The sequence below is a fragment of the Pseudomonas sp. RIT-PI-q genome, from assembly GCF_001297125.1.
In the GTDB taxonomy this organism is placed as follows: Bacteria; Pseudomonadota; Gammaproteobacteria; order Pseudomonadales; family Pseudomonadaceae; genus Aquipseudomonas.
The window spans coordinates 11,523-35,044 of sequence record NZ_LHPC01000024.1; the positions used below are offsets into that span (position 1 = coordinate 11,523).

Here is a 23,522-nt window from a genome sequence, read left to right on the forward strand (position 1 = left end):
GGGAAACGGAAGTGGTTCAACACCCCATGGATATCAAGTTCACCAACCGGCTGTCGTACAAACAAGCCCGGCTTACCGTGCTCGTCGGTTTCATTCTGGGCACGCTGCTCAGCCTGCTGCAAATAGGCATCGATTATGCCAGTGAAGACGCCTCCATCAACCGTGAAATACGGTCTTTGCTGGAAATCAGCCATAACCCTGCCTCACGCATCGCTTACAACATCGATGCCGAACTCTCTCAGGAATTGACCCTAGGCCTGCTGCGCTCGCCCGCCATCGTCGGCGCACAGTTGACCGACAACAACGGCACCGTGCTCGCCAGCGTCAAGCGACCGGGGCTGCAAAGCGACTATCGAATGCTCAGCGACGCCCTGTTCGGCGCCAACCGGCAGTTCGAAGACCGTCTCTATCTGGATCACTTGCCGGCAGAGTCCCTCGGCACCCTGAGACTGGATGTCGACACCTTCTCATTCGGCAGCCGCTTCCTGCGTCGGGCCGAAGTGACCCTGCTCAATGGCTTCGCTCGCAGCCTGCTGCTGACCGGGATCCTGCTGGCACTGTTCTACGTGATGCTGACCAAGCCGTTGGTGCGGGTCATCCGCGAACTCAGTGGCCGCGATCCGCGCAGCACGGAGCCGACCTCGCTGGAGTGTCCGACGGGCCATGAGAACGATGAGATCGGCGTACTGGTGGAGGCCGCCAACCAGCAATTTGAAAACACTGCCACCGAAATCCAGCAACGGCGCAACGCTGAAAATCGCCTGACTGATTACCTCAGCGAACTGGAAAACATCGTCTCGGCCCGCACGGCGGAACTCAAGGCGATCAATGCCAGGCTCAGCCAATCCAATCGAGAGCTGGAAGTCGCCCGCAGTACGGCGCTGGACATGGCCGAAGCGCGCTCGGTGTTCCTGGCCAACATGAGCCACGAGATCCGCACGCCCCTCAACGGTTTGCTGGGGATGATCGCGCTGTCCCTGGACGGCCCGCTCAATGGCGAGCAACAGCAACAGCTGTCCATCGCCCATGACTCGGGCAAAGTGCTGGTGGAACTGCTCAACGATATCCTCGATCTGTCGAAGTTCGATGCCGGCCAACTTGAGCTTGAACATATTCCGTTCGACCTCGGCTCGCTGATCGAGGACACCGCCAACCTGCTGTCGCAGAACGCCGCGCCGAACGTTGAGCTGAGCTGCCTGATCGATCCGCAGTTTCCGGCCCTGGTGCTCGGGGATCCGACCCGGGTCCGGCAGATCGTCAGTAACCTGTTGTCCAACGCCCTCAAATTCACCCGATTCGGTCGGGTCGACGTACGCCTGTCGACGTTCGAAGACGGTGTCAGAATCGAAGTCTGCGACACCGGCATCGGTATCGCACAGGACGCCCAGGTCAAGATCTTCCAGCCCTTCACCCAGGCCGGCGCCGGCATTACCCGGCAATTTGGCGGGACCGGGCTCGGGTTGGCGCTGACCTACAACCTCTGCGAAGCCATGCAAGGGCGCCTCACCATCAGCTCGGAAGCGGGCTTCGGAAGCCAGTTTTGCGCCGACCTGCCGCTGCCTAGCCACACCCGAGCCCTTGCGCCAGCAACGTTGCAGGGCAAGGTCATCGCCATCACCAGCTCCAGCAGCGGTCTGGCAGAACTGTTGAAAACCTTGTTGCCCGGTTGGGGGCTCGACTATGAACAGCGTTCCATCGACGAGCCGATGATTGGCCTGAACCCCGATGTATTGATCACCGATTGCCCCGAATGCCTGTTTGGCCTGCGCACCACCTGCGCGGCGCCGATTCTGCTGGTTACCGCCTACGGCAACTTCATGCCCAGCGAAGAAGCCAGCGCCCTCGCCCCCTTGCAGCAACAGGCGCGGCCGCTGGCGCGCAACGCGTTGTACCAGACCCTGCGGCGCGTGCTGCAACCGGAACTGAACACAATCAACGGAGCCCGGCTCGAGACCCTTTCACCCCTGCGCCGCGGACGGGTGCTGCTGGTGGAGGACAACCCGGTCAACCAATTGGTGGCCAAGGGCATGCTCGGCAAACTCGGCTGCGAGGTGATTGTCGCCGCGCACGGTGGCGAGGCCCTGGATCAGCTTGAGCACAAGGAATTCGATCTGGTCCTGATGGACTGCAACATGCCGGTGATGGATGGCTACGAAGCCAGTCGGCAAATCCGTCGCAGCGGCCGCTGGCCACAACTGCCCATTGTCGCCCTGACCGCCAACGCCATGTCCGAAGAACGTGAACGCTGCCGTGCGGCGGGCATGAGCGATTACCTGGCCAAACCCTTCCGCCGGGAAGAACTCGCCGCCCTGCTGGACGTGTGGATTCCCGCTACGACAGTGCTTTGATCTGCCCCAACAGGTGATCGAGGCCGTCGCGCAGATCGTTCAGGCGATCCAGATCAACCCCGCTGTCGCATAACAGGCGAGCCTTGAGCGGCCCGACCTGATCGCGCAGCGCCTTGCCGGTGGGCGACAAACTCAAATGCACCTCACGCTCATCCCGAGCCGAACGCTGACGCTGGACCAGTTGCAGTTGCTCAAGACGCTTGAGCAGCGGCGTCAGCGTGCCGGAGTCCAGTGCCAGGCGTTCGCCCAACGCCTTGACCGTCGGCTGCTCCGGGGCGGTTTCCTGCCATTCCCACAACACCAGCATCGCCAGGTATTGCGGGTACGTCAGGCCGAGCTGATCGAGCATCGGCTTGTAGGCGCGGATCACCGCCCGGGAAGCGGCGTACAGCTTGAAGCAGAGCTGGCTGTCGAGCTTCAGGGAATCGACTGACAACGTGTTCATTTGAGCAGGGCTTCAATCTCGCGGCTCAGGTCCTGCGGCTTGGTCGCCGGCGCAAAGCGTTTGACCAACTGGCCGTCCTTGCCGATCAGGAACTTGGTGAAGTTCCACTTGATGCCTTGGGAACCGAGCACACCCGGGGCGCGTTTCTTCAACTGAACGAACAGCGGATGGGCACCGGCGCCATTGACTTCGATCTTTTTGAACAGCGGGAAGCTGACGCCGAAATTCAACTCGCAGAATTCGGAAATCGCCCCTTCGTTGCCGGGCTCTTGCTTGCCGAACTGATTGCAGGGAAAGCCGAGCACCACCAGACCTTGATCCTTGTAGGTCTGCCACAGCTCTTCGAGGCCTTTGTATTGTGGCGTGAAACCGCATTTGCTCGCGGTATTGACCACCAGCACGGCTTTGCCGGCGAAGTCCGCCAGGGTCTTTTGTTCACCTTTGATGGTGGTCACCGGGATGGTCAGCAGGTTGTCACTCATGATCCGGACTCTAAATGAAGGAAGATGAGGTAAACATAGCGAGCAATTGAATTGTGTGCAATTTAATAAATCGATCCCCGACGTATACCGCCAACCGTAGGAGCTGGCTCGCCAGCGAAGGCGGCCTCAAGCCCTGCATCGAAACTGCTGACGCCTTCGCCGGCAAGCCGGCTCCTACAAGGGCTGTGGTGAGCCGGCCCAATGCGCGGTTCCAGCCCCCCCCAACTGTAGGAGCTGGCTTGCCAGCGCAGGCGGCCTCAAGACTTGCCCCGAAAATGCCGACGCCTTCGCCGGCAAGCCGGCCCCTACAGGGGCTGTGGTGAACCGGTCCAATGCGTTGGGTCCGGTCAATTTCGCCGGTTATGCACGCGGCACCAGATCCAGGCACACCGAATTGATGCAGTAACGCAGACCGGTTGGCGGCGGGCCGTCCGGGAACACGTGCCCCAGGTGCGCGTCGCATTTGGCGCAGACCACTTCGGTGCGGATCATGCCGTGGCTGACGTCACGGATCTCGACCATGGCGCTGTCGCCGATCGGCGCGTAGAAGCTCGGCCAGCCGCAGCCGGAGTCGAACTTGGTCTTGGAGTCGAACAACGGCTCGTTACAGCAGATGCAGTGGTAAACACCGTCGACTTTGCTGTCGTTGTATTTGCCGGAGAACGGCCGTTCGGTGCCCTTGAGGCGGCAAACGTTGTACTGCTCCGGATCGAGCATCGCCCGCCATTCTTCCAGGGTTTTTTCCAACTTTTCCATTGTCACACCTCAGCAGCTGAAAAAGCCCGATCTGTACCTTTTCCACGGATCGGGCGGCACGTATGATTGCGCCTCGTCAAACGCCAGTCTGGCAGCCAGACCACGCGCATTCAAACGGATTTATGGGTGCTGCATCTCAAGGCGTCAGGCCTGTGTGAATACGCAGGATTCCCAGCCCGGTCGTTCATACGCCGCCTGGATCGTTCATTTTCGGGAACACATCGCCATGCAGGTCAGCAAATCGAACAAGCTCGCCAACGTCTGCTACGACATTCGCGGCCCAGTGCTCAAGCACGCCAAACGCCTGGAAGAGGAAGGTCATCGCATCCTCAAGCTGAACATCGGCAACCCGGCGCCCTTTGGTTTCGAGGCGCCGGACGAAATCCTCCAGGACGTGATCCGCAACCTGCCGACCGCCCAGGGTTACAGCGACTCCAAGGGCTTGTTCAGCGCGCGCAAGGCCGTCATGCAGTATTACCAGCAAAAGCAGGTGGAAGGTGTCGGCATTGAAGACATCTACCTGGGCAACGGCGTTTCCGAACTGATCGTGATGTCGATGCAAGCCTTGCTCAACAACGGCGACGAAGTGCTGGTGCCGGCTCCGGACTACCCACTATGGACCGCCGCCGTGAGCCTGTCGGGCGGTAACCCGGTGCATTACCTGTGCGACGAGCAGGCCAACTGGTGGCCGGACCTGGCCGACATCAAGGCCAAGATCACGCCGAACACCAAGGCGCTGGTGATCATCAACCCGAACAACCCGACAGGCGCGGTGTATTCGAAAGAAGTCCTGCTGGGCATGCTCGAATTGGCCCGCCAGCACAACCTGGTGGTTTTTTCCGACGAGATCTACGACAAGATTCTGTACGACGACGCCGTGCACATCTGCACCGCTTCGCTGGCGCCAGACCTGCTGTGCCTGACCTTCAACGGTCTGTCCAAATCTTATCGCGTGGCCGGTTTCCGTTCCGGCTGGGTCGTCATTTCCGGCCCGAAACAGCACGCTCTGAGCTACATCGAAGGCATCGACATGCTGGCCAACATGCGCCTGTGTGCCAACGTGCCGAGCCAGCACGCGATCCAGACCGCACTCGGTGGCTATCAGAGCATCAATGACCTGGTGCTGCCGCAAGGTCGCTTGCTGGAACAGCGCAACCGTACCTGGGAGCTACTCAACGACATTCCCGGCGTGAGCTGCGTCAAGCCGATGGGCGCGCTGTATGCGTTCCCGCGCATCGACCCGAAGGTCTGCCCGATCCACAACGACGAGAAGTTCGTGCTCGACCTGCTGCTCTCCGAGAAGCTGCTGGTGGTTCAAGGCACCGCCTTCAACTGGCCATGGCCGGACCACTTCCGGGTCGTGACCCTGCCTCGCCTGGATGACCTGGACATGGCCATCGGACGTATTGGCAACTTCCTCAAGTCCTATCGCCAATAAGTGGCCTGTCGCCGTGCGATGCTTGCGCAGGTCGCACGGTGATTGATTCTGCAACACATCTTTGCGCCCTGCCTGACCTCGCGACTTCAATCGCTGACTGATGACACTTTGCGTGCTCGCGTCCAACAACGACGGGGGTGGCGATGTGAATCAGCTGACAAGACACTTCCTGCATCGACGTCGGAAATGCCCTTCAAACAGCTAGACTATTGCCGTAGGACACAGTTTGAAATAGTCACTCGGTTGAATAGCCCGGTGCAGCACCTTATATACCCCGCAGTACGCTACATCTTTAGCATGAGGAGATTTCTACAACCATGATGCGCATCCTGCTGTTTTTGGCCACTAACCTGGCGGTCGTGCTGATTGCCAGCATCACCCTGAGCCTTTTCGGCTTCAACGGGTTCATGGCGGCCAACGGGGTTGATCTCAACCTCAATCAGCTGCTGATTTTCTGTGCGGTCTTTGGTTTCGCCGGTTCCCTGTTCTCGCTGTTCATCTCCAAGTGGATGGCGAAGATGAGCACCAGCACCCAAATCATCAGCCAGCCGCGCACTCGCCATGAACAATGGCTGCTGCAAACCGTTGAGCAACTGTCCCGCGAAGCCGGGATCAAGATGCCCGAAGTCGGGATTTTCCCGGCCTACGAGGCGAATGCGTTCGCCACCGGCTGGAACAAGAACGACGCACTGGTCGCGGTCAGCCAGGGCTTGCTCGAACGGTTCTCGCCGGATGAAGTGAAAGCCGTCCTGGCCCACGAAATCGGCCACGTGGCCAATGGCGACATGGTGACGCTGGCCTTGATCCAGGGCGTGGTGAACACCTTCGTGATGTTCTTCGCCCGGATCATCGGCAACTTTGTCGACAAGGTGATCTTCAAGAACGAAGAAGGCCAGGGCATTGCCTACTACGTGGCGACCATCTTCGCCGAACTGGTCCTGGGTATCCTGGCCAGCTCCATCGTCATGTGGTTCTCGCGCAAACGCGAATTCCGCGCCGACGAAGCCGGTGCACGCCTGGCCGGCACCAGCGCGATGATTGGCGCCCTGCAACGCCTGCGTGCGGAACAAGGGCTGCCAGTGCACATGCCGGACACCCTGAACGCCTTTGGCATCAACGGTGGCATCAAACAAGGGTTCGCCCGCATGTTCATGAGCCACCCGCCGCTGGAAGAGCGTATTGACGCACTGCGTCGTCGGGGCTGAAAGGTTCCGCGCTAAAAGAAAAGGCCTGCAGCGATGCGGGCCTTTTTTTGTCTGCTTGATTGCTATGGTGTTCTTCAGGGCCCCTTCGCGGGCAAGCCCGCTCCCACATAGGCCCTGTGCCGATCACAAAATTGTGATTCAACCCGGTTAACTGTGGGAGCGGGCTTGCCCGCGAAGGGGCCGGCACAACCACCACACATCTATCAGATGGAAACCCGATACACCCGCTCTTCAAGTCGAGTGACACCACTCTCGATAAACTTCCAGCTCTCGCCCAGAACGTCCTGATCCTCCAGGATCTTCAGCTCCCACGAAGCTGCGAACAACCGTTGCACTTCGTCGTCCAGCACTGCGAAGGGAGGACCGTCCTTTTGCGCCTGGTCGTAATCCAGGGTAATCAACAGCCCCAGAGAATCCTTCGGCACAATCCGCTTCAAGTGCTCGGCGTATTGCTCGCGCATCTTCGGCGGCAACGCGATCAACGCAGCACGGTCGTACAGCGCGCTGCAATCGGCGACATCGCCGGCCGTCAACGCGAAGAAATCACCGCACCAGATCTCGATTGAACCCGCACGATAGACGGTGAAGGGGCCTTGATCGCTGACGTCCGGGTCAAATTGATGCTCGTGGAAAAAGTCTTCCACAGCCTTTTCCGACAATTCGACACCCAACACCTCGTGACCGCACTTCGCCAGCCACAGCAGATCCAGGCTTTTCCCACATAAAGGCACCAGTACGCGCGAGCCCTCCTCCAGGCCCAGCTGCGGCCAATACCGTTGCAGGTATGGATTCACTTCCGGCAGGTGAAAGCCGATCTGATTCGACGTCCACCGCTTGTGCCAAAACTCCGGCTGCATAATTAATCCCGAAAATTCGATCAAAAGACCCTAAAACTTATATTAGATTTAGATCAATGATCTGACTGAAGATGGTGCCATCTTACCCCTCAGGAGCTCGTTCATGTTCCCCAGCCTTTATATATCCCATGGTTCGCCCATGTTGGCACTGGAACCGGGCGCCAGTGGCCCGGCCCTTGCGCGACTGGCCGCCGAATTACCGAAACCCAAGGCCATTGTGATCGTCTCCGCGCACTGGGAAAGCAACGAACTGTTGGTCAGCGGCCATCCACAGCCTGACACCTGGCATGACTTCGGCGGCTTTCCAAAGGCGCTGTTCGAGGTGCAATACCCCGCGCCCGGCGATCCACAATTGGCGGCCGAGGTGGTCGAACTGCTGAAGTCCGACGACCTGCCCGCACGCATCGACGCCAAACGGCCGTTCGACCATGGCGTCTGGGTGCCGTTGTCGCTGATGTACCCGCAGGCCGATATTCCGGTGGTGCAAGTCTCTCTACCGACCCGTGGCGGCCCGGCCCTGCAAACCCGCGTCGGCCATGCCCTGAGTAGCTTGCGCAAACAGGGCGTGCTGTTGATCGGCTCTGGCAGCATTACTCACAACCTGCGTGAACTGGACTGGCACGCCGGCCCGGAGAGCGTTGAGCCGTGGGCGAAGACGTTTCGAGACTGGATGATTGAGAAGCTGGCCGCCAACGATGAAGTCGCGCTGCACGATTATCGCCAGCAGGCACCGAATGCGGTGCGCAATCATCCGAGCGATGAGCATTTGCTGCCGCTGTACTTTGCTCGTGGCGCCGGGGGCGAGTTCAGCGTTGCCCATCAAGGGTTCACCATGGGTGCCTTGGGCATGGACATTTATCGCTTCGGATAAGGTCAGGATCAAAAGATCGCAGCCTTCGGCAGCTCCTACGGGTGTATCCCATTCCCTGTAGGAGCTGCCGCAGGCTGCGATCTTTTTAAAAGGCAAAAAAAAACCCCCGAACCAGTCGGGGATTTTTTATGTTCGATCAATCAACTCAAGAGTCGATTAATCTTCGCGATAGCGACGCAGCTTCAACTGCTTACCAGCAACGCGAGTGTCCTTCAGTTTGGTCAGCAGACGCTCCAGACCATCTTCCGGCAGCTCGACGAGGCTGAAGCTGTCACGCACCTGGATGCGACCGATTGCTTCGCGAGCCAGACCACCTTCGTTGAGGATGGCGCCCAGCAGGTTCTTGGCAGCGATACCATCACGCGCACCCAGCGCGGTACGGCAACGAGCACGACCTTCGGCCAATGGAACCGGAGCACGACGCTCACGATCACCACGGTCCGGACGATCACCGGTACGCTCTGGACGATCGCCACGCGGTGCGTTGTTCGGCACCAGTGGACGTTCTTTCTCGATCGCAGCCAGGGTCAGCGCCTGAGCGTTGGTGGCCTTGCGCAGCAGCGCAGCGGCCAGGGCACGCGGGGTGCAACCGATGTCGGCAGTCAGACGATCGAGCAACTCACCGTGAGTCGATTCGGCATCGGCGACCAGCGGCGACAGGCTGTTGGTCAACTTCTTGATGCGAGCATCGAGAACAGCTTGAGCGTCCGGCAGGCGAACTTCGGCAACTTTCTGACCGGTTACGCGCTCGATCACTTGCAGCATGCGGCGCTCACGCGGAGTCACCAGCAGCAGTGCACGACCTTCGCGACCGGCACGGCCGGTACGACCGATACGGTGAACGTAGGACTCTGGATCGTAAGGCATGTCAACGTTGAACACGTGAGTGATGCGCGGAACGTCCAGGCCACGAGCAGCAACGTCGGTCGCCACAACGATGTCCAGACGGCCATCCTTGAGGGATTCGATCACGCGCTCACGTTGGTTCTGAGCAATGTCACCGTTCAGCGCAGCGGCTTTGTAGCCTTTGGCTTCCAGGGCACTGGCCAGGTCCAGGGTCGCTTGCTTGGTGCGCACGAACATGATCAGGGCGTCGAAATCTTCCACTTCCAGCAGGCTCAATACAGCCGAGGTCTTCTGGTCAGCGTGAACCAACAGGTGAGCCTGTTCGATCGCGGTAACGGTCTGAGTCTTGGTCTGGATCTTCACGTGTTGCGGATCGCGCAGATGGCGTTCGGCAATGGCACGGATCGACTGTGGCAGGGTGGCCGAGAACAATACGGTCTGACGGGTAGGTGGCAGAGCCTTGAAGATAACTTCGAGGTCGTCCATGAAACCCAGTTTGAGCATTTCGTCCGCTTCGTCGAGAACCAGGTGGTTCACGGTCGACAGGACTTTTTCGTCACGACGCAGGTGGTCGCACAGACGGCCCGGCGTGGCGACAACGATCTGTGCGCCATTACGGATTGCTTTCAGTTGTGGGCCCATAGGGGCGCCGCCGTAAACGGCCACAACGGTAACGCCCGGCATTTGCTTGGCGTAGGTTTCGAAAGCGGTTGCTACTTGCAGCGCCAACTCACGGGTTGGCGCCAGGATCAGGGCTTGCGGCTCGCGCTTTGCAGGATCGATGCGGTGCAGGATCGGCAGGGCGAACGCAGCGGTTTTACCCGTACCGGTTTGCGCCTGACCAATCATGTCGTGACCGGCCATGATGATCGGGATCGATTGCTGCTGAATAGCCGAAGGCTCTTCGTAGCCAGTCGCGATGACGGCTGCAAGAATATTCGGATTAAGATTAAAAGCGGCGAAGCCGCCGGTTTCCTGGGTCATGGGTCTGCCTCTAAGTGCATCCGCAAAGACCCATGCTCCAAAGCTGCGCATGCCGTGTAAGACTCAAGAGTCGCCCTGGCTGCTTTGTCGGCGGGGATTTGCGAAAACGAATGAATGAAAAAGATTCGTCAAGGGAGAGTCCGCTGTGCGGACGTGCAGCCGAAGCTGACTTCGGGGAATTGCGCTACCTAAACGCGGCCCGGTTAAAGGCCGGCGCGCACTATACCGGAATTCGCCCAAAAAGGGAGCATTATTTGTCGGAAAACTGACGGATACACCGTTGTGTCACAGGCTTTGCGGATAATCGTGCAACGGTCTATTTTTCAAAGGCCCGGCCCGGCTGACGATAGCGCTAAAACGGTTCACCCTTGTGACGCAGACCTGCGGTCTGACACAACCTCCCTCGCCCAAGGAAATGCCCTATGAATGAGCCCAGTTCGAGTCGTGTCAGCCGTGAACGACACGGTCATGTCCTGTTGATCGGCCTGGATCGGGTGGCCAAGCGCAATGCCTTCGACCTTGCGCTGCTCAACGAACTGAGCCTGGCCTACGGCGAGTTCGAGGCCGACAGCGAACTTCGCGTGGCGGTGGTGTTCGGCCATGGCGAGCATTTCACCGCCGGGCTCGATCTGGTCAGTGCCAGCGCAGCCCTCGCCGACGGTTGGCAGGCACCGCCTGGCGGCTGTGATCCGTGGGGAGTATTCGCCGGCCCCAGGGTCAGCAAACCGGTGATTGTCGCCGCGCAGGGCTATTGCCTGACCATCGGCATCGAATTGATGCTGGCCGCCGACATCAACCTGTGCGCCAGCAACACCCGCTTCGCGCAGAAAGAAGTGCAGCGCGGGATCTTCCCGTTCGGCGGCGCCACGTTGCGCCTGCATCAGGTCGCCGGTTGGGGCAATGCCATGCGCTGGTTGCTGACCGGCGATGAATTCGATGCGCATGACGCCTTGCACCTGGGCTGGGTGCAGGAAGGCATGGCCAGCGAGGATCTGTTGCCGCGGGCGATCGAGTTGGCAGAGCGGATTGCCCGGCAGGCACCGCTGGGGGTTCAGGCGACGTTGATGTCCGCACGACAGGCGCGTTATGAAGGGGAAACAGCTGCAGCGCAGGCGTTGCCGCCGATGGTGAAAAAGTTGCTGGCCAGCGAGGATGCCAAGGAAGGAGTGCGGTCGATGGTCGAGAGGCGGCCTGGAGTGTTCAAAGGGCTTTGAGAGATGTATTGGCTGTAAGGGCCTCATCGCGGGCAAGCCCGCTCCCACAGGTTTTATGAACGACGCAAATCACTGTGGGAGCGGGCTTGCCCGCGATAAGGCCCACACCGACGATACTTATGTGGCCGGGCGAATCGCCTTGATCAACGACTGCAACGAATACCCCAACCGCGGCGCCAGCCCTTCGGCACGGGCGATCAGGCCTTCCATGTCCAGTTCCTGATCCAGCTCCGAAGGCACGATCAGAATCACATTGCCCTCCTTCACCGGCAGTTCCCAGTAATGCCGGTGATACAGCCCGCGCAACAACGCCGCACCCAACGGTTTGCCGTCATCGGTAGCCCATTGGTTGATCACCAGCCAGCCGCCCGGCGTCAGGCGTTTCTGACAGTTTTCGAGGAAATTCCACGCCAGATGCCCGACGCCCGGGCCGACATCGGTATAGAGGTCGACGAAAATCAGGTCCGCCGGCTCAGCGGTATCGAGCAGTTCCAGCGCATCGCCGACGCGGATGTACAGCCGCGGATCGTCATCCAGGCCCAGGTATTCGATGGCCAGGCGTGGCACGTCGGGGCGCAGTTCGATCGCTTCGACATCTTCCAGCGGCAGGAACTTGAGGCAGGCCTGGGTCAGCGTGCCGGCACCGAGGCCGAGGAACAGCGCGCTTTCGGGTTGCTCATGACATAACGCACCGATCAACATGGCCCGGGTGTAATCGTATTCGAGCCAGCTCGGATCGGCAGTGAACACGCAGCTCTGTTCGATGGCATCACCGAATTCGAGAAAACGGTAATCGGCCACTTCCAGCACGCGAATCACGCCGAACTCATCCTGTACCTCGGCGAGCAGATGCTCGACGCGCTCCTCAGTCATTTCGTCTCCTGATCGTTACCGGCCCGGCAACGCGACAAGCCGCAACATGAAGCGGCAAAGGCGCGATTGTCCGCGAAGCGACGGGAACAGGTCACGCACTAATTACTGATAACATGAGCGTCCGAGCGTAAAACATTAGAGACCGTGATGAGCCAACCCTGGAGCCCTGACAGCTGGCGCGCCCTGCCGATCCAGCAACAACCCCACTACCCCGACGCGGCGCATTTGCGGCACGTCGAGCAAACCCTGGCCAGCTATCCGCCGCTGGTGTTTGCCGGTGAGGCCCGGGAGTTGCGCCGTCAGTTTGCCGAAGTGACCCAGGGTCGAGCGTTTCTGCTGCAGGGTGGCGACTGTGCCGAAAGCTTCGCCGAGTTCTCCGCCGCGAAAATCCGCGACACCTTTAAAGTGCTGCTGCAAATGGCAATCGTCATGACCTTTGCCGCCGGCGGCCCGGTCGTGAAAGTCGGGCGCATGGCCGGGCAGTTCGCCAAACCGCGTTCGGCCAACGACGAAACCATCGATGGCGTGACCCTGCCCGCCTACCGCGGCGACATTGTCAACGGCATCGGTTTCGACGAAAAAAGCCGCGTGCCGGACCCGGATCGTCTGCTCCAGTCCTATCACCAGTCCACCGCGACCCTGAACCTGTTGCGCGCTTTCGCCCAAGGCGGTTTTGCCGATCTGCATCAAGTGCACAAGTGGAACCTCGACTTCATCGCCAACTCGGCGCTGGCGGAAAAGTACAGCCACCTGGCCGATCGTATCGATGAAACCCTGGCCTTCATGCGCGCCTGCGGCATGGACAGTTCGCCGCAATTGCGCGAGACCAGTTTCTTCACCGCCCACGAAGCGTTGCTGCTGAACTACGAAGAAGCCTTCGTGCGCCGCGACAGCCTGACCAACGATTACTACGATTGCTCGGCGCACATGCTGTGGATTGGCGACCGCACCCGTCAGCTGGACGGCGCGCACGTCGAATTCCTGCGCGGGGTGAACAACCCAATCGGGGTCAAGGTCGGCCCAAGCATGAACCCCGAAGACCTGATCCGCCTGATCGACGTGCTCAACCCGGACAACGATCCGGGCCGCCTGAACCTGATTGCGCGAATGGGCGCGAACAAGGTCGGCGACCATCTGCCGCAACTGATCCGTGCGGTGCAACGCGAAGGCAAGCAGGTGCTCTGGAGTTCCGACCCGATGCACGGCAACACCATCAAGGCCAGCAGCGGCTACAAGACCCGAGATTTCGCGCAGATCCTGGGCGAGGTGAAGCAGTTCTTCCAGGTGCACGAAGCGGAAGGCACGTATGCCGGCGGGATTCACATCGAGATGACCGGGCAGAATGTTACCGAGTGCATCGGTGGTGCGCGGCCGATTACTGAAGACGGGTTATCGGATCGCTATCACACCCATTGCGACCCACGGATGAATGCCGATCAGTCGCTGGAGTTGGCGTTTTTGATTGCTGAAACCCTGAAACAGGTTCGGCGGTGAATCTGTAAGGAAATTGTTGCCTGACAGGCCGTCATCGCGGGCAAGCCCGCTCCCACAGGAATTGCGCCGTACATTTAATTTGTGATCGGCGCGGTCATTGTGGGAGCGGGCTTGCCCGCGATAGCGTCAGATCAATCACCACCGAACTGTGCCAATGCCACTCTCAACCTATCCGCACTCGCCCGCGGGCAATTGAGCTGAACCTGCGCCAGCCCCAACCAATCCGCCATCCGCCGCAGATTGACCGCCAACGCCATCATCCCCTCCTCGTCCAGCCCCGGCTCTTCCTCATGCACGGCATGCACCGCCAGCCTGCCCAACGCTCGCTCGGCGCGCAGGTCAACCCGCGCGGCAATCCGTTCGTTGTGCAAAAACGGCAACACGTAATAACCGTAGACCCGCTTGTCCTGCGGCGTATAAATCTCCAGCCGATAGCGGAAATCGAACAGGCGCTCGGTGCGGCTGCGTTCCCAGATCAGCGAATCGAACGGTGAAAGCAACGCACTGGCCTCGACCTTGCGCGGCACCTTGGGCTCGGGCAGGCAATAAGCCGGCTGTCGCCAGCCCTGGACTTCACAGCTCAATAGCTCGCCAGCCTCGACCAATTCCGCCAGGCGTGGACGCGTGTCGGCCGGGCTCAAACGGAAATAGTCCCGCAAATCCTTCTCCGTACCGACGCCCAAGGCGGTCGCGGCGTGCAACAACAGGCCCCGCTGGGCTTCGGCCTCACTGAGCAACGGTTGCGCAAGAATCGCCGAGGGGATCACCCGCTCCGGCAGATCATAAAGCCGCTCGAATCCGCGCCGGCCGGCCACGGTCACTTCGCCGGCGGCAAACAACCATTCCAGCGCATGCTTTTCAGCGCTCCAATCCCACCATGGCCCGGCCCGCTCCTGACGGGTCGACAGGCTGCCGGCACCCAGCGCGCCCAGTTCCTCCACCGAAGCCAGCACCCGGCGAATCGTGTCCTGCTGTTCACGACCGAAACGCGCCAATTGCTGATAGATGTCTTCACCACGGGTCGCCCGCAGCATGCGCCAGCGCATCAAGGGATACATCGACAAGGGCAGCAACGAGGCTTCATGGCCCCAATACTCGAACAACGTGCGCCGCCGGCCCGAACTCCAGGCAGCCTGGTCGAGCAAGTCGGATGAGTAATTGCCAAGACGGGAAAACAAGGGAAGGTAGTGCGAACGCACTAACGCATTGACCGAATCGATTTGCAGAATGCCCAGCCGCTCGATCAGTCGGTTGAGCTGAACCGGCTTGATCGTCGCTGGCGGCTGACGCCCGTTGAACCCTTGGGCAGCCAGCGCCAGACGCCGAGCCTGTTTGAGGGTAAAGGACAGTGTCGCGGGCATGAGCATCTCCTTGTCTGCTCGCAACCTACCTCACCGGTAAGGGGTTTGTGTAGCATCGGAATCATCATTTATGCATCGGATCATTCCAGAAGGGTTTGACCGACTCGAACTCCACGTCCGCACGGCTCATGCCGATATCTTTCAATGCTTCGTCGCTCAAACTCGCCAACAGCTCGCGCTCCCGGTGAAGTTCGTACCAGCGACTGAATTTGTGCAGCAGATCGGATACCAGGTGGATGGAGTGTTTTTCTACTGCTGGATGTTGATGTTGACCTTTCATCTTGTTGCCCTCCGTTTGGATAGCTCCAGTCTCGCCCCGGGGCTAAGATCAATCCAACGAATGTTTCTGATGTCACATATCTCGGAGATTGATGAATGTCCGCCTTCCCAAGTATCGACACCGAAGTGCTGCGCACCTTTGTCGCCATCGCCGACCAGGGCGGTTTTACCCGGGCTGGCGAACTGGTCAATCGCACCCAGTCGGCTGTGAGCATGCAGATGAAGCGACTGGAAGAGGATGTGTTGCAGCGCCAATTGTTCCAGCGCGACGGACGACAAGTGCGCCTGACGGCCGAGGGCCAGGTGCTGCTGGGTTACGCCCGGCGCATCCTCAAGCTGCACAGTGAAGTGTTCAATACCCTGCGCGAACCGCACATGGTCGGCATGGTGCGCATTGGCACCCCCGACGATTATGTGATGCGTTTTCTGCCGGGGATTCTGCGACGATTTGCGCAGTCGTATCCGCTGATCCAGATCGAGGTGCACTGCGAATCGTCCAAGCAATTGCTGATGCGCCAGGACCTGGACTTGTCCATCGTCACCCGCGAGCCGGGCAACGAAATTGGCCAGTTGCTGCGCACAGAGCGCTTTGTCTGGGCCGAGGCGCAATGCTACAGCGCCCACGAACAAACCCCGTTGCCGCTGGCAATGTTCAACAGTGATTGCTTCTGCAGATTATGGGCCTGCAACGCCCTCGATGCCATGGGTCGCGATTACCGCGTGGCGTATAACAGCGACAGCCTGTCGGCGATCATGGCCGTGGTCAGCGCCGGCCTGGCGGTGACCGCGCAACTGGAAAGCCTGGTCACCCCGGACATGCGCATCCTTGGTGAGGCCGAGGATCTGCCGATCCTGCCCGAGGCCAGCATCATGCTGGTGCGTAACCTGCACAACCCGTCGCCGATCACCGAGTGCCTGGCCGAACACATCGTCGAAGGCTTCAAACTTTAAACGCGAGTGTCACCGCACAGAACACCAGGAAGCCACAAAACAGCCCGCGCAGCAGCCGCTCCGGCATGGCGTGGGCAATCCTCACGCCCCAACTGATGCTCATCAGACCGCCGACCGCCAAGGGCACGCCGATCATCCAGTCCACCTGATGGTGCACGGCATAAGTGACGAGCGTGACGCCCGTGCTGGGCAATGCCAGCGCCAGCGACAATCCTTGCGCAACCACCTGAGTGGTGCCGAACAGGCTGGTCAGCACCGGCGTCGCCACCACCGCCCCACCCACGCCAAACAACCCGCCCATGGTGCCAGATGCCGCGCCGAGCACGCCCAGCCATGGCCACGAGTAATTCATCTGCGTAGAAGCAGGCGAATTCGCGCAGAACATGCGCGCCAGGTTGTAGGCCGACAGCGCGATCAGGAACGCGACAAATCCGACGCGCATGGTCTGCGCATCAATGCCCACCGCCCAGATCGAACCGATCCACGCGAAGCAGAAACCCATGGAGGCCAGCGGCAGCGCATGGCGCATTTCGATCCGGTTGCGCTGGTGATAACGCCACAGCGCCAGCATGACGTTGGGCACTACCATCACCAGTGCCGTGCCTTGGGCAATTTGCTGATCGAGGCCGAAGAGCACGCCCAGCAGCGGGATCGCGATCAGGCCACCACCAATGCCAAATATTCCGCCCAGGGTTCCCAGGGCAGCGCCAAAGACCAAATACATCAACAACTCAATCACAGGCGAATTCCCCTCACGTCAGGCGATTCATCCTACGCAGTCGGCTCTGGCACGGAAACGCACAGCAACGCACAATGGCTGTGCCTACTTCGCATAAGCAGCGACAAACCATGAACCCCAATCAACTGACAGAACAACTGGGCCTGTTCCTCGACGTGCTGGAAACCGGCAGTTTTTCCGCCGCGTCCCGCCGTCATCCACTGACCCCTTCGGCGGTGGCGCGGCGCATCGACAGCCTGGAAAACGCCGTCGGCAGCCAATTGTTCATCCGCAGCACCCACGCGGTGCGCGCGACACCGGCAGGGTTGGCATTTGCCGAGCGTGCGCGGCGCATCGTCGCGGAACTGCGGCTGGCTCGGGCTGAAGCGGTGTCGTTGAGCAGTGCGCCGGAAGGCTTGATCCGGATCGATGCACCCGCAGCCTTCGGGCGGCGGCACCTGGCACCGGTGATTGCTGATTTTCTGATGCTTTACCCTGGCCTCGACGTGCAATTGCACCTGATCGACAGTTTTGTCGACATGCAGGGGCTGAATCTGGGCAAGGTCGATCTGGTGCTGCGCGCCGGGCAAATGGCCGATACCCGGCTGGTGGCCACACCGCTGGCGAGCATGGTGCGCATTGCCTGCGCCAGTCCTGACTACCTGAAACATCGTGGCGTGCCGACCGATCCGGCGCAGCTGATGGAACACGATGGCCTCGATTGGGAGGGTCTGGCCCCGCCGTTCGCCTGGCGCTTCGAACGGGATGGGCAGATGCATTTGCACCGTCCGGCGCGCATCCGCATGAGCGCCAATAATGCCGAGGCGCTGGTCTGCGGTGCATTGGCCGGATTGGGTATTGCACACTTGCCGACCTGGCTGGCCAGCGAGTACCTGCTGCGCGGCGAACTGCTGCCGCTGTTCTGCGAAAACGGCCTGCCACCACCGGAAAGCACCGGCATTTACGCGCTGCGCCTGGAGCAACAACCCAATTCCCGCAGCCGCTTGTTGCTGGAATACCTGAAAACCCGCTTCAGTCCGATCCCGCCGTGGGATCTGGCGCTGCAAAACACGCTGGATCGCCACTAGGCAGAATTATCTGGCGCGTTAAAGATTCGTCCGCTAGATTCATGACGATCACTGATCAAGGCTTCCAAATGACTACCGAGCGCAACATCCCGGATAACTGCGACCACCTGCTGCTGGATAATCAGGCCTGCTTCGCTCTGCATTCCACTTCGCTGATGATGACCAAGGTCTACAAACCGCTGTTGCAAGCGCTGGGGCTGACCTACCCGCAATACCTGGCGATGATGGTGTTGTGGGAACAGGATGGTTTGACCGTAGGTGAAATCAGCACGCGACTGCTGACCGATCCCGGCTCTATGACGCCATTGCTCAAACGCCTGGAGGTCGAAGGTTTGATCAGCCGCACCCGCAGCCGCGAAGACGAGCGGGTGGTGATTGTCGAACTCACCGAACAGGGCCGCGCCTTGCGGGAAAAGGCGCGGGATATCCCCCAGTGTATCCTCGGCGCCAGCGGGATGACCCTGGAGAGACTGAACAAACTGCAAGCGGAGCTGCAAGAGCTGCGTAGCCACCTCCAGGACAGTCTCTGACTTTCCAGTCCCAATGGTCCCTGTAGGAGCAAGCTTGCTCGCGATGAGGTGTGACATTCAGCACTGTGTTGGCTGATATATCGCCATCGCGAGCAAGCTTGCTCCTACAGGGGTTTCGGTGTTTTTTACCGTCTCCACTCGCTCCCCCCAACTGGCTCTAGTCCGGCACTCTCACACCTGTTCGCTTAACCCTGCATGGGCCCTCGCCAAACTTTTTTCAAAATTTATCTTGCGCGCAAAATATTCACGAGCTACATTTATCTCGCACTTACTTAGCGCGCAAGCATTTAGCGCATAACAGCACAATCCAAACGAGGCTTACATCATGCAAACTCTCTACACCGCAATCGCAACCTCCACTGGCGGCCGTGACGGCCGTGCGGTTTCCAGCGACAACATCCTCGACGTCAAACTCGCCACCCCGAAAGAACTCGGCGGTGCTGGCGGCGCAGCAACCAACCCTGAGCAGCTGTTCGCAGCCGGCTACTCCGCCTGCTTCATCGGCGCGCTGAAGTTCGTTGCCAGCCAGACCAAACGCACCATCCCGAACGATGCCTCGATCACCGCCCATGTCGGTATCGGCCAGATCCCTGGCGGTTTCGGTCTGGACATCGACCTGCACGTCAGCCTGCCCGGCCTTGAACAAGCCGATGCGCAAAGCCTGGTCGACGCTGCCCACCAGGTCTGCCCGTACTCCAACGCCACCCGTGGCAACGTCGATGTGCGTCTGCACGTTACCGTCTAACCGCTGATTACCAGGCCGAACAGGAAACGAACATGAACACTTTCAGCAAAGTCTTGACCGGTACTCTTCTCGCCTTATCCATCGGCAACGCGTTTGCAGGCGATGGGGTTGAACACAACACCCAGGCGTTTCTTGATGTGTTGAATGCGGGCACCGGCAAGCCGCTTGAGCAGCTCAGCCCGAAAGATGCCCGCGCCGTCCTGGTGGGCGCTCAAGCCGGGGTGAAGCTGACGCTGCCAAAAGCCGATGTCAGCCAGAAGACCATTCAAGTCGACGGCCAACCGCTGAGCCTGACCATTGTCCGGCCGGCCGGGGTCAAGGGCGAGCTGCCGGTGTTCATGTTTTTCCACGGCGGCGGCTGGGTGCTGGGGGATTTCCCGACTCACGAACGTCTGGTTCGGGACTTGGTGGTGGGTTCGGGTGCGGCGGCGGTGTTCGTCAATTACACGCCGTCGCCGGAAGCGCATTACCCGGTGGCGATCAACCAGGCGTATGCCGCGACCCAATGGGTGGCTGAGCACGGGAAAGAAATCAACGTCGATGGCAAGCGTCTGGCCGTGGCCGGTAACAGCGTCGGCGGCAACATGGCGGCCGTGGTTGCGCTGATGGCCAAAGACAAAGGCACACCGGCGATCAAGTTCCAGGTATTGCTGTGGCCGGTGACGGATGCAAACTTTGAAACGGCGTCTTACAACCAGTTTGCCGAGGGGCACTTCCTCACGAAAAATGCAATGAAGTGGTTCTGGGATAACTACACCACCGACGCCAAGCAGCGTAACGAGATCTACGCCTCGCCATTGCGGGCCACCACGGCGCAACTCAAGGGCTTGCCACCGGCCCTGGTGCAGACCGCCGGCAACGACGTACTGCGTGATGAGGGTGAAGCCTACGCCCGTAAACTCGACCAGGCCGGTGTGCCGGTCACGTCCGTTCGCTACAACGGCATGATTCACGACTACGGTTTGCTCAACGTGGTGAGTCAGGTGCCGGAAGTACGCTCTGCGATGCTGCAAGCGTCCGAAGAGCTCAAGCAACACCTGAAGAAATAACACCGCCCCCTGTAGGAGCGAGGCTTGCCCGCGAAGGCGCCGTGTCAGACGACATCAATGTTGGATGATGCATCGCCTTCGCGGGCAAGCCTCGCTCCTACAGGGGATCGGGTTGTGCACCGGTCGCGCATCGGCCCGTGCATGTGCGACAGGCATAAAAAAGCCCGACTCAATGGTCGGGCTTTTTCATTCCTGAAGCTGTGCTTATTTAGCACGGCCTTTGTAGGAACCGCCTTCGCGGGTATCGATTTCGATCATGTCGCCGATTTCGATGAAGTCAGCAACCGACAGCTCAGTACCGTTCTTCAGTTTGGCAGGCTTCATCACCTTGCCGGAAGTGTCGCCGCGAGCGGAACCTTCGGTGTAGTCAACCTGACGCACGATAGTGGTCGGCAGTTCGACGGAAACCAGACGCTCTTCGAAGAAGATCGCTTCGCAAACATCGGTCATGCCTTCTTCAACGAAAGGCAGAACGGCTTCGATGTCTTCAGCGTTCAGTTCGTACATGGTGTAGTCGGTGGTGTCCATGAACGTGTAGGTGTCGCCGCTGATGAAGGACAGAGTCGCTTCTTTGCGGTCGAGGATTACGTCGTCCAGTTTGTCGTCGGCGCTGTAAACGATCTCGGTCTTGTAACCGGTCAGCAGGTTTTTCAGCTTGGTCTTCATGATCGCGCTGTTACGACCGGACTTGGTGAATTCAGCTTTCTGAACCAGCCAAGGATCGTTTTCGAGACGGATCACTGTACCGGGTTTCAGTTCTTTACCAGTTTTCATTGCGAATATCCGAATTTGGATGGGATTTACAAAAATCTAGGCCGCGTATCATATCCAATTTACATAAAACTGTACCAGCGCTGCGGCAAGATCGGCCTGCAAGGCCTGTTCCAGACACCACGCTTCGGCATGCTTTTGCAGTTCCGGCCAGTGTTTTCGGGTTGATTGCCAGTGCCCGGCCATATTGTCGCCGGCATTCCACGCCCGCCATAGACCGCTGATCGCCTCGCAGGCTGGTGCCGAAAGGCCTTTTACGTAGAGCGCCATGAACGCTTCAAGCTTGTCCAGATGCACATCTTCTTCCTGCTGATAGATGTGCCAGAGCAGCGGGCGGCCTGCCCATTGGGCGCGGACAAAGGAATCTTCACCGCGTACGGCGTTGAAATCGCAGCTCCAGAGCAGCAGGTCATACTGGTCCTGTCGGACGAACGGCAGGACTTGCACGGTCAAGGCGTCACGCACATGCACGGCACCGGCGGCCAGACCGTCCACCCCGAGCCAGCGCTCGACATCCCCAAGCACCCGACCTTCCGGCACTAACAGATGAGTGGGCGTCGCGTCGGTTGCCATGGCGTCGAGCCAACTGGCCAGCCCGGTATTTTCATAGGCAAACAATGAGATCAATTGCGCACCCAGCGCGCGATCAATCCCCAGACCTTGCAGGAATGCTCGCTGGGCTTCCGGGCTTTGCTGAAACTGCCGACGCCGTTCCAGCAATCCGCGCTCACGCAGCAAGCCTCCGGTGCCCTTCTGGAACCCCGGAAAGAAAAAGAACTTCTGTACGCTTTTGTACTTCACCGACGGCAAACCATGACAGCCGATGATCCAGTCCTCGGCACTCAGGTAGTCCAGGTTCATCCACAGTGGCGGCTTTGCCCGTTCGGCCATGGCGTCCATATAGGCACTCGGCAACTGGCAGGCGAATGCGGCGATCACCACATCGGCGGCTTCGGTGGGTTGCCAGTCGGCGGTCCACTGACGCACTTCGACGCCCTGCTGCCACTGCTGTGAAGCGTGGATGTCGATTTCAGGGCACATGCGCTCGAAAGCTCGCAGATCATCGACCCACAAGCGCACCACCACTGAGTGTTCGGCCACCAGTTGTCGGGCCAGACGCCAGGTCACACCGATGTCGCCAAAGTTATCGACCACCGTGCAAAAAATATCCCAGCGGGTTTTCAATTCAGGCATTCCAGGCTCCCGTTGGCAAAGGCGCCGATTGTCCGCATAAATTACCCCGTGCAGAAGAGCCGACGGCGATTAATCTTCATGCGACAATCGCCACTTGCCCGCGACCACCCGCCAGGAGGCAGCCATGCCCTACCGTCCAAACCCGCGCCGCCCCTTGCCGATCCAGCTCAGTGCCGTGCAACTGACCGGCAGTATTGCCCTGGGTATGTGGCTGGGGTTTATTGCCATCGCGTTGACCTGCTGGCTCGCCTCTCGCCTGTTGTTCAGCGAGCAACTGGCGCCAGTAGCGGCGGCGGTGGAGCAACTGGCCAAACCGCCAGTGGTGGTGCAACCGGTGCCGGACCTTCCGCCGCAGAGCCCGATTTTCGAACAATACGAACAGAACCTGCGCAAGAACGAGCAGCAGCAACGCCTCGATCAGGCCCGCAGCACGAGTCGCAACCTGTCGAACCCTAAATGCCAGTTCTGGTTGCAACAGGACCAGACTGCCCCGAGCGAAAAAAGCCGCGCCAATGTCCTGCAATTCTGCGATTGATCATGAATAAGCAAATCGTTCACCAATTGATTCTCGACAAACTGCGCGTCGATCTCGACATCGCCGAACGGGCCGCGCAAACCGCTTACGAAACCGCAACCCACGAAGAAAACATCGCCGAAAACAAGTACGACACCCTTGGACTGGAGGCGTCTTATCTGGCCGCTGGCCAAGCCAAACGGGTAGAAGAAATCAGACACTCACTGACGCTGTGCCAGAACCTGAGCCTGCGCCCATATGACGATCAGCGTGGCATCGAAGTAGGCGCCCTGCTCGGCCTGGAAGACGAAAAAGGTCGTGAGCAATGGCTGTTTCTGGCCCCGGATGCGGCCGGGTTGAAGGTCGATCTGGTGGGGCAATTGATCACCGTCATCACCCCTCGCTCGCCGCTGGGCAAAAGCCTGCTGGGCAAGTTCGAAGGGGACGAAGTGGAGATTCTGGTGGCGGGCGCTCGGCAACAGTTTGCTGTCACCGAGGTGGTCTAGACA

General features: G+C 59.8%; 24 protein-coding genes. 13 read left to right on the plus strand and 11 right to left on the minus strand.

Annotated elements, in window-relative coordinates; all coding sequences use genetic code 11:
• Window positions 1–26: 26 nt before the first annotated feature.
• Window positions 27–2,348 (plus strand): hybrid sensor histidine kinase/response regulator, encoded by a 2,322-nt coding sequence (locus AEQ67_RS09480; RefSeq protein WP_177333639.1) that lies wholly within the window; start codon window positions 27–29, stop codon window positions 2,346–2,348.
• Here AEQ67_RS09480 and AEQ67_RS09485 read toward each other — a convergent pair.
• The 3 genes from AEQ67_RS09485 to msrB form a co-directional block, all read right to left on the minus strand.
• Window positions 2,332–2,793, minus strand: a complete 462-nt coding sequence (locus tag AEQ67_RS09485; protein WP_059403631.1) for a MarR family winged helix-turn-helix transcriptional regulator — start codon at window positions 2,791–2,793, stop codon at window positions 2,332–2,334. The two genes, AEQ67_RS09480 and AEQ67_RS09485, sit on opposite strands and share 17 nt — an antisense overlap.
• Window positions 2,790–3,275, minus strand: coding sequence for a glutathione peroxidase (locus AEQ67_RS09490; protein ID WP_059403632.1), 486 nt, complete (start codon window positions 3,273–3,275; stop codon window positions 2,790–2,792). The genes AEQ67_RS09485 and AEQ67_RS09490 overlap by 4 nt, the downstream gene beginning before the upstream one ends.
• A gap of 360 nt (window positions 3,276–3,635) precedes the next feature.
• On the minus strand, window positions 3,636–4,031 hold the full coding sequence (gene msrB / locus AEQ67_RS09495; RefSeq protein WP_059403633.1) for a peptide-methionine (R)-S-oxide reductase MsrB: 396 nt from the start codon (window positions 4,029–4,031) through the stop codon (window positions 3,636–3,638).
• A 226-nt stretch (window positions 4,032–4,257) separates the two neighbouring features.
• On the opposite strand from msrB, the gene AEQ67_RS09500 reads away from it, so the two are divergent.
• On the plus strand, window positions 4,258–5,469 hold the full coding sequence (locus AEQ67_RS09500; protein WP_059403634.1) for a pyridoxal phosphate-dependent aminotransferase: 1,212 nt from the start codon (window positions 4,258–4,260) through the stop codon (window positions 5,467–5,469).
• Window positions 5,470–5,786: 317 nt separating this feature from the next.
• Complete coding sequence (gene htpX, locus AEQ67_RS09505) at window positions 5,787–6,674, plus strand: protease HtpX (protein ID WP_059403635.1); 888 nt, start codon at window positions 5,787–5,789, stop codon at window positions 6,672–6,674.
• A gap of 203 nt (window positions 6,675–6,877) precedes the next feature.
• Here the strand turns inward: htpX and AEQ67_RS09510 are convergent, their stop codons facing one another.
• Complete coding sequence (locus AEQ67_RS09510; RefSeq protein ID WP_059403636.1) at window positions 6,878–7,531, minus strand: thiopurine S-methyltransferase; 654 nt, start codon at window positions 7,529–7,531, stop codon at window positions 6,878–6,880.
• A gap of 103 nt (window positions 7,532–7,634) precedes the next feature.
• Here AEQ67_RS09510 and AEQ67_RS09515 point away from each other — a divergent pair, with 103 nt between their 5' ends.
• Entirely contained in the window at window positions 7,635–8,402 is a 768-nt protein-coding gene (locus tag AEQ67_RS09515) for a DODA-type extradiol aromatic ring-opening family dioxygenase (protein ID WP_059403637.1), read from the plus strand.
• Between the two features lie 156 nt (window positions 8,403–8,558).
• Here the strand turns inward: AEQ67_RS09515 and AEQ67_RS09520 are convergent, their stop codons facing one another.
• Entirely contained in the window at window positions 8,559–10,232 is a 1,674-nt protein-coding gene (locus AEQ67_RS09520) for a DEAD/DEAH box helicase (RefSeq protein ID WP_059403638.1), read from the minus strand.
• A 422-nt stretch (window positions 10,233–10,654) separates the two neighbouring features.
• Between AEQ67_RS09520 and AEQ67_RS09525 the strand changes: the two genes are divergently transcribed.
• Window positions 10,655–11,446 carry a crotonase/enoyl-CoA hydratase family protein gene (locus AEQ67_RS09525; RefSeq protein ID WP_059403639.1) on the plus strand — a complete coding sequence of 264 codons (792 nt, stop codon included), beginning with the start codon at window positions 10,655–10,657 and terminating at the stop codon, window positions 11,444–11,446.
• A gap of 117 nt (window positions 11,447–11,563) precedes the next feature.
• Here the strand turns inward: AEQ67_RS09525 and AEQ67_RS09530 are convergent, their stop codons facing one another.
• Entirely contained in the window at window positions 11,564–12,319 is a 756-nt protein-coding gene (locus AEQ67_RS09530) for a spermidine synthase (RefSeq protein ID WP_059403640.1), read from the minus strand.
• A gap of 147 nt (window positions 12,320–12,466) precedes the next feature.
• On the opposite strand from AEQ67_RS09530, the gene AEQ67_RS09535 reads away from it, so the two are divergent.
• Entirely contained in the window at window positions 12,467–13,813 is a 1,347-nt protein-coding gene (locus tag AEQ67_RS09535) for a class II 3-deoxy-7-phosphoheptulonate synthase (RefSeq protein WP_059403641.1), read from the plus strand.
• 131 nt (window positions 13,814–13,944) lie between these two features.
• On the opposite strand, the gene AEQ67_RS09540 is transcribed toward AEQ67_RS09535, so the two are convergent.
• Entirely contained in the window at window positions 13,945–15,174 is a 1,230-nt protein-coding gene (locus AEQ67_RS09540; protein ID WP_059403642.1) for a winged helix-turn-helix domain-containing protein, read from the minus strand.
• Between the two features lie 64 nt (window positions 15,175–15,238).
• Window positions 15,239–15,454, minus strand: coding sequence for a DUF1127 domain-containing protein (locus AEQ67_RS09545; RefSeq protein WP_059403643.1), 216 nt, complete (start codon window positions 15,452–15,454; stop codon window positions 15,239–15,241).
• 95 nt (window positions 15,455–15,549) lie between these two features.
• On the opposite strand from AEQ67_RS09545, the gene AEQ67_RS09550 reads away from it, so the two are divergent.
• Window positions 15,550–16,404, plus strand: coding sequence for a LysR substrate-binding domain-containing protein (locus AEQ67_RS09550; RefSeq protein WP_059403644.1), 855 nt, complete (start codon window positions 15,550–15,552; stop codon window positions 16,402–16,404).
• Here AEQ67_RS09550 and AEQ67_RS09555 read toward each other — a convergent pair.
• Entirely contained in the window at window positions 16,394–17,143 is a 750-nt protein-coding gene (locus tag AEQ67_RS09555; RefSeq protein ID WP_082377809.1) for a sulfite exporter TauE/SafE family protein, read from the minus strand. The two genes, AEQ67_RS09550 and AEQ67_RS09555, sit on opposite strands and share 11 nt — an antisense overlap.
• Before the next feature lie 110 nt (window positions 17,144–17,253).
• On the opposite strand from AEQ67_RS09555, the gene AEQ67_RS09560 reads away from it, so the two are divergent.
• The 4 genes from AEQ67_RS09560 (at window position 17,254) to AEQ67_RS09575 (ending at window position 20,534) form a co-directional block, all read left to right on the plus strand.
• Window positions 17,254–18,210 (plus strand): LysR family transcriptional regulator, encoded by a 957-nt coding sequence (locus tag AEQ67_RS09560; RefSeq protein ID WP_059403646.1) that lies wholly within the window; start codon window positions 17,254–17,256, stop codon window positions 18,208–18,210.
• 68 nt (window positions 18,211–18,278) lie between these two features.
• Complete coding sequence (locus AEQ67_RS09565; protein WP_059403663.1) at window positions 18,279–18,740, plus strand: MarR family winged helix-turn-helix transcriptional regulator; 462 nt, start codon at window positions 18,279–18,281, stop codon at window positions 18,738–18,740.
• Window positions 18,741–19,065: 325 nt separating this feature from the next.
• A complete protein-coding gene (locus AEQ67_RS09570; RefSeq protein WP_059403647.1) occupies window positions 19,066–19,485 on the plus strand; it encodes an organic hydroperoxide resistance protein in 420 nt (139 codons plus the stop codon).
• A gap of 32 nt (window positions 19,486–19,517) precedes the next feature.
• A complete protein-coding gene (locus AEQ67_RS09575; RefSeq protein WP_059403648.1) occupies window positions 19,518–20,534 on the plus strand; it encodes an alpha/beta hydrolase in 1,017 nt (338 codons plus the stop codon).
• A gap of 204 nt (window positions 20,535–20,738) precedes the next feature.
• On the opposite strand, the gene AEQ67_RS09580 is transcribed toward AEQ67_RS09575, so the two are convergent.
• The gene (locus AEQ67_RS09580; protein WP_007943632.1) at window positions 20,739–21,308 is read right to left on the minus strand and encodes an elongation factor P; all 570 of its coding nucleotides are present in this window, start codon (window positions 21,306–21,308) and stop codon (window positions 20,739–20,741) included.
• Between the two features lie 48 nt (window positions 21,309–21,356).
• Window positions 21,357–22,499: an elongation factor P maturation arginine rhamnosyltransferase EarP gene (gene earP / locus AEQ67_RS09585; RefSeq protein WP_059403649.1), complete on the minus strand. Its 1,143-nt coding sequence runs from the start codon at window positions 22,497–22,499 to the stop codon at window positions 21,357–21,359.
• 124 nt (window positions 22,500–22,623) lie between these two features.
• On the opposite strand from earP, the gene AEQ67_RS09590 reads away from it, so the two are divergent.
• Both AEQ67_RS09590 and AEQ67_RS09595 read left to right on the plus strand, forming a co-directional pair.
• A complete protein-coding gene (locus AEQ67_RS09590) occupies window positions 22,624–23,034 on the plus strand; it encodes a hypothetical protein (RefSeq protein ID WP_059403650.1) in 411 nt (136 codons plus the stop codon).
• A 2-nt stretch (window positions 23,035–23,036) separates the two neighbouring features.
• Complete coding sequence (locus AEQ67_RS09595; RefSeq protein WP_059403651.1) at window positions 23,037–23,519, plus strand: GreA/GreB family elongation factor; 483 nt, start codon at window positions 23,037–23,039, stop codon at window positions 23,517–23,519.
• Window positions 23,520–23,522: the final 3 nt, after the last annotated feature.

Excerpts from the sequence above, each read along its gene's own strand:
- AEQ67_RS09480 (WP_177333639.1), top strand. The coding sequence starts at position 27 with ATGGATATCAAGTTCACCAACCGGCTGTCGTACAAACAAGCCCGGCTT.
- AEQ67_RS09485 (WP_059403631.1), bottom strand. The coding sequence starts at position 2,793 with ATGAACACGTTGTCAGTCGATTCCCTGAAGCTCGACAGCCAGCTCTGC.
- AEQ67_RS09490 (WP_059403632.1), bottom strand. The coding sequence starts at position 3,275 with ATGAGTGACAACCTGCTGACCATCCCGGTGACCACCATCAAAGGTGAA.
- msrB (WP_059403633.1), bottom strand. The coding sequence starts at position 4,031 with ATGGAAAAGTTGGAAAAAACCCTGGAAGAATGGCGGGCGATGCTCGAT.
- AEQ67_RS09500 (WP_059403634.1), top strand. The coding sequence starts at position 4,258 with ATGCAGGTCAGCAAATCGAACAAGCTCGCCAACGTCTGCTACGACATT.
- htpX (WP_059403635.1), top strand. The coding sequence starts at position 5,787 with ATGATGCGCATCCTGCTGTTTTTGGCCACTAACCTGGCGGTCGTGCTG.
- AEQ67_RS09510 (WP_059403636.1), bottom strand. The coding sequence starts at position 7,531 with ATGCAGCCGGAGTTTTGGCACAAGCGGTGGACGTCGAATCAGATCGGC.
- AEQ67_RS09515 (WP_059403637.1), top strand. The coding sequence starts at position 7,635 with ATGTTCCCCAGCCTTTATATATCCCATGGTTCGCCCATGTTGGCACTG.
- AEQ67_RS09520 (WP_059403638.1), bottom strand. The coding sequence starts at position 10,232 with ATGACCCAGGAAACCGGCGGCTTCGCCGCTTTTAATCTTAATCCGAAT.
- AEQ67_RS09525 (WP_059403639.1), top strand. The coding sequence starts at position 10,655 with ATGAATGAGCCCAGTTCGAGTCGTGTCAGCCGTGAACGACACGGTCAT.
- AEQ67_RS09530 (WP_059403640.1), bottom strand. The coding sequence starts at position 12,319 with ATGACTGAGGAGCGCGTCGAGCATCTGCTCGCCGAGGTACAGGATGAG.
- AEQ67_RS09535 (WP_059403641.1), top strand. The coding sequence starts at position 12,467 with ATGAGCCAACCCTGGAGCCCTGACAGCTGGCGCGCCCTGCCGATCCAG.
- AEQ67_RS09540 (WP_059403642.1), bottom strand. The coding sequence starts at position 15,174 with ATGCCCGCGACACTGTCCTTTACCCTCAAACAGGCTCGGCGTCTGGCG.
- AEQ67_RS09545 (WP_059403643.1), bottom strand. The coding sequence starts at position 15,454 with ATGAAAGGTCAACATCAACATCCAGCAGTAGAAAAACACTCCATCCAC.
- AEQ67_RS09550 (WP_059403644.1), top strand. The coding sequence starts at position 15,550 with ATGTCCGCCTTCCCAAGTATCGACACCGAAGTGCTGCGCACCTTTGTC.
- AEQ67_RS09560 (WP_059403646.1), top strand. The coding sequence starts at position 17,254 with ATGAACCCCAATCAACTGACAGAACAACTGGGCCTGTTCCTCGACGTG.
- AEQ67_RS09565 (WP_059403663.1), top strand. The coding sequence starts at position 18,279 with ATGACTACCGAGCGCAACATCCCGGATAACTGCGACCACCTGCTGCTG.
- AEQ67_RS09570 (WP_059403647.1), top strand. The coding sequence starts at position 19,066 with ATGCAAACTCTCTACACCGCAATCGCAACCTCCACTGGCGGCCGTGAC.
- AEQ67_RS09575 (WP_059403648.1), top strand. The coding sequence starts at position 19,518 with ATGAACACTTTCAGCAAAGTCTTGACCGGTACTCTTCTCGCCTTATCC.
- AEQ67_RS09580 (WP_007943632.1), bottom strand. The coding sequence starts at position 21,308 with ATGAAAACTGGTAAAGAACTGAAACCCGGTACAGTGATCCGTCTCGAA.
- earP (WP_059403649.1), bottom strand. The coding sequence starts at position 22,499 with ATGCCTGAATTGAAAACCCGCTGGGATATTTTTTGCACGGTGGTCGAT.
- AEQ67_RS09590 (WP_059403650.1), top strand. The coding sequence starts at position 22,624 with ATGCCCTACCGTCCAAACCCGCGCCGCCCCTTGCCGATCCAGCTCAGT.
- AEQ67_RS09595 (WP_059403651.1), top strand. The coding sequence starts at position 23,037 with ATGAATAAGCAAATCGTTCACCAATTGATTCTCGACAAACTGCGCGTC.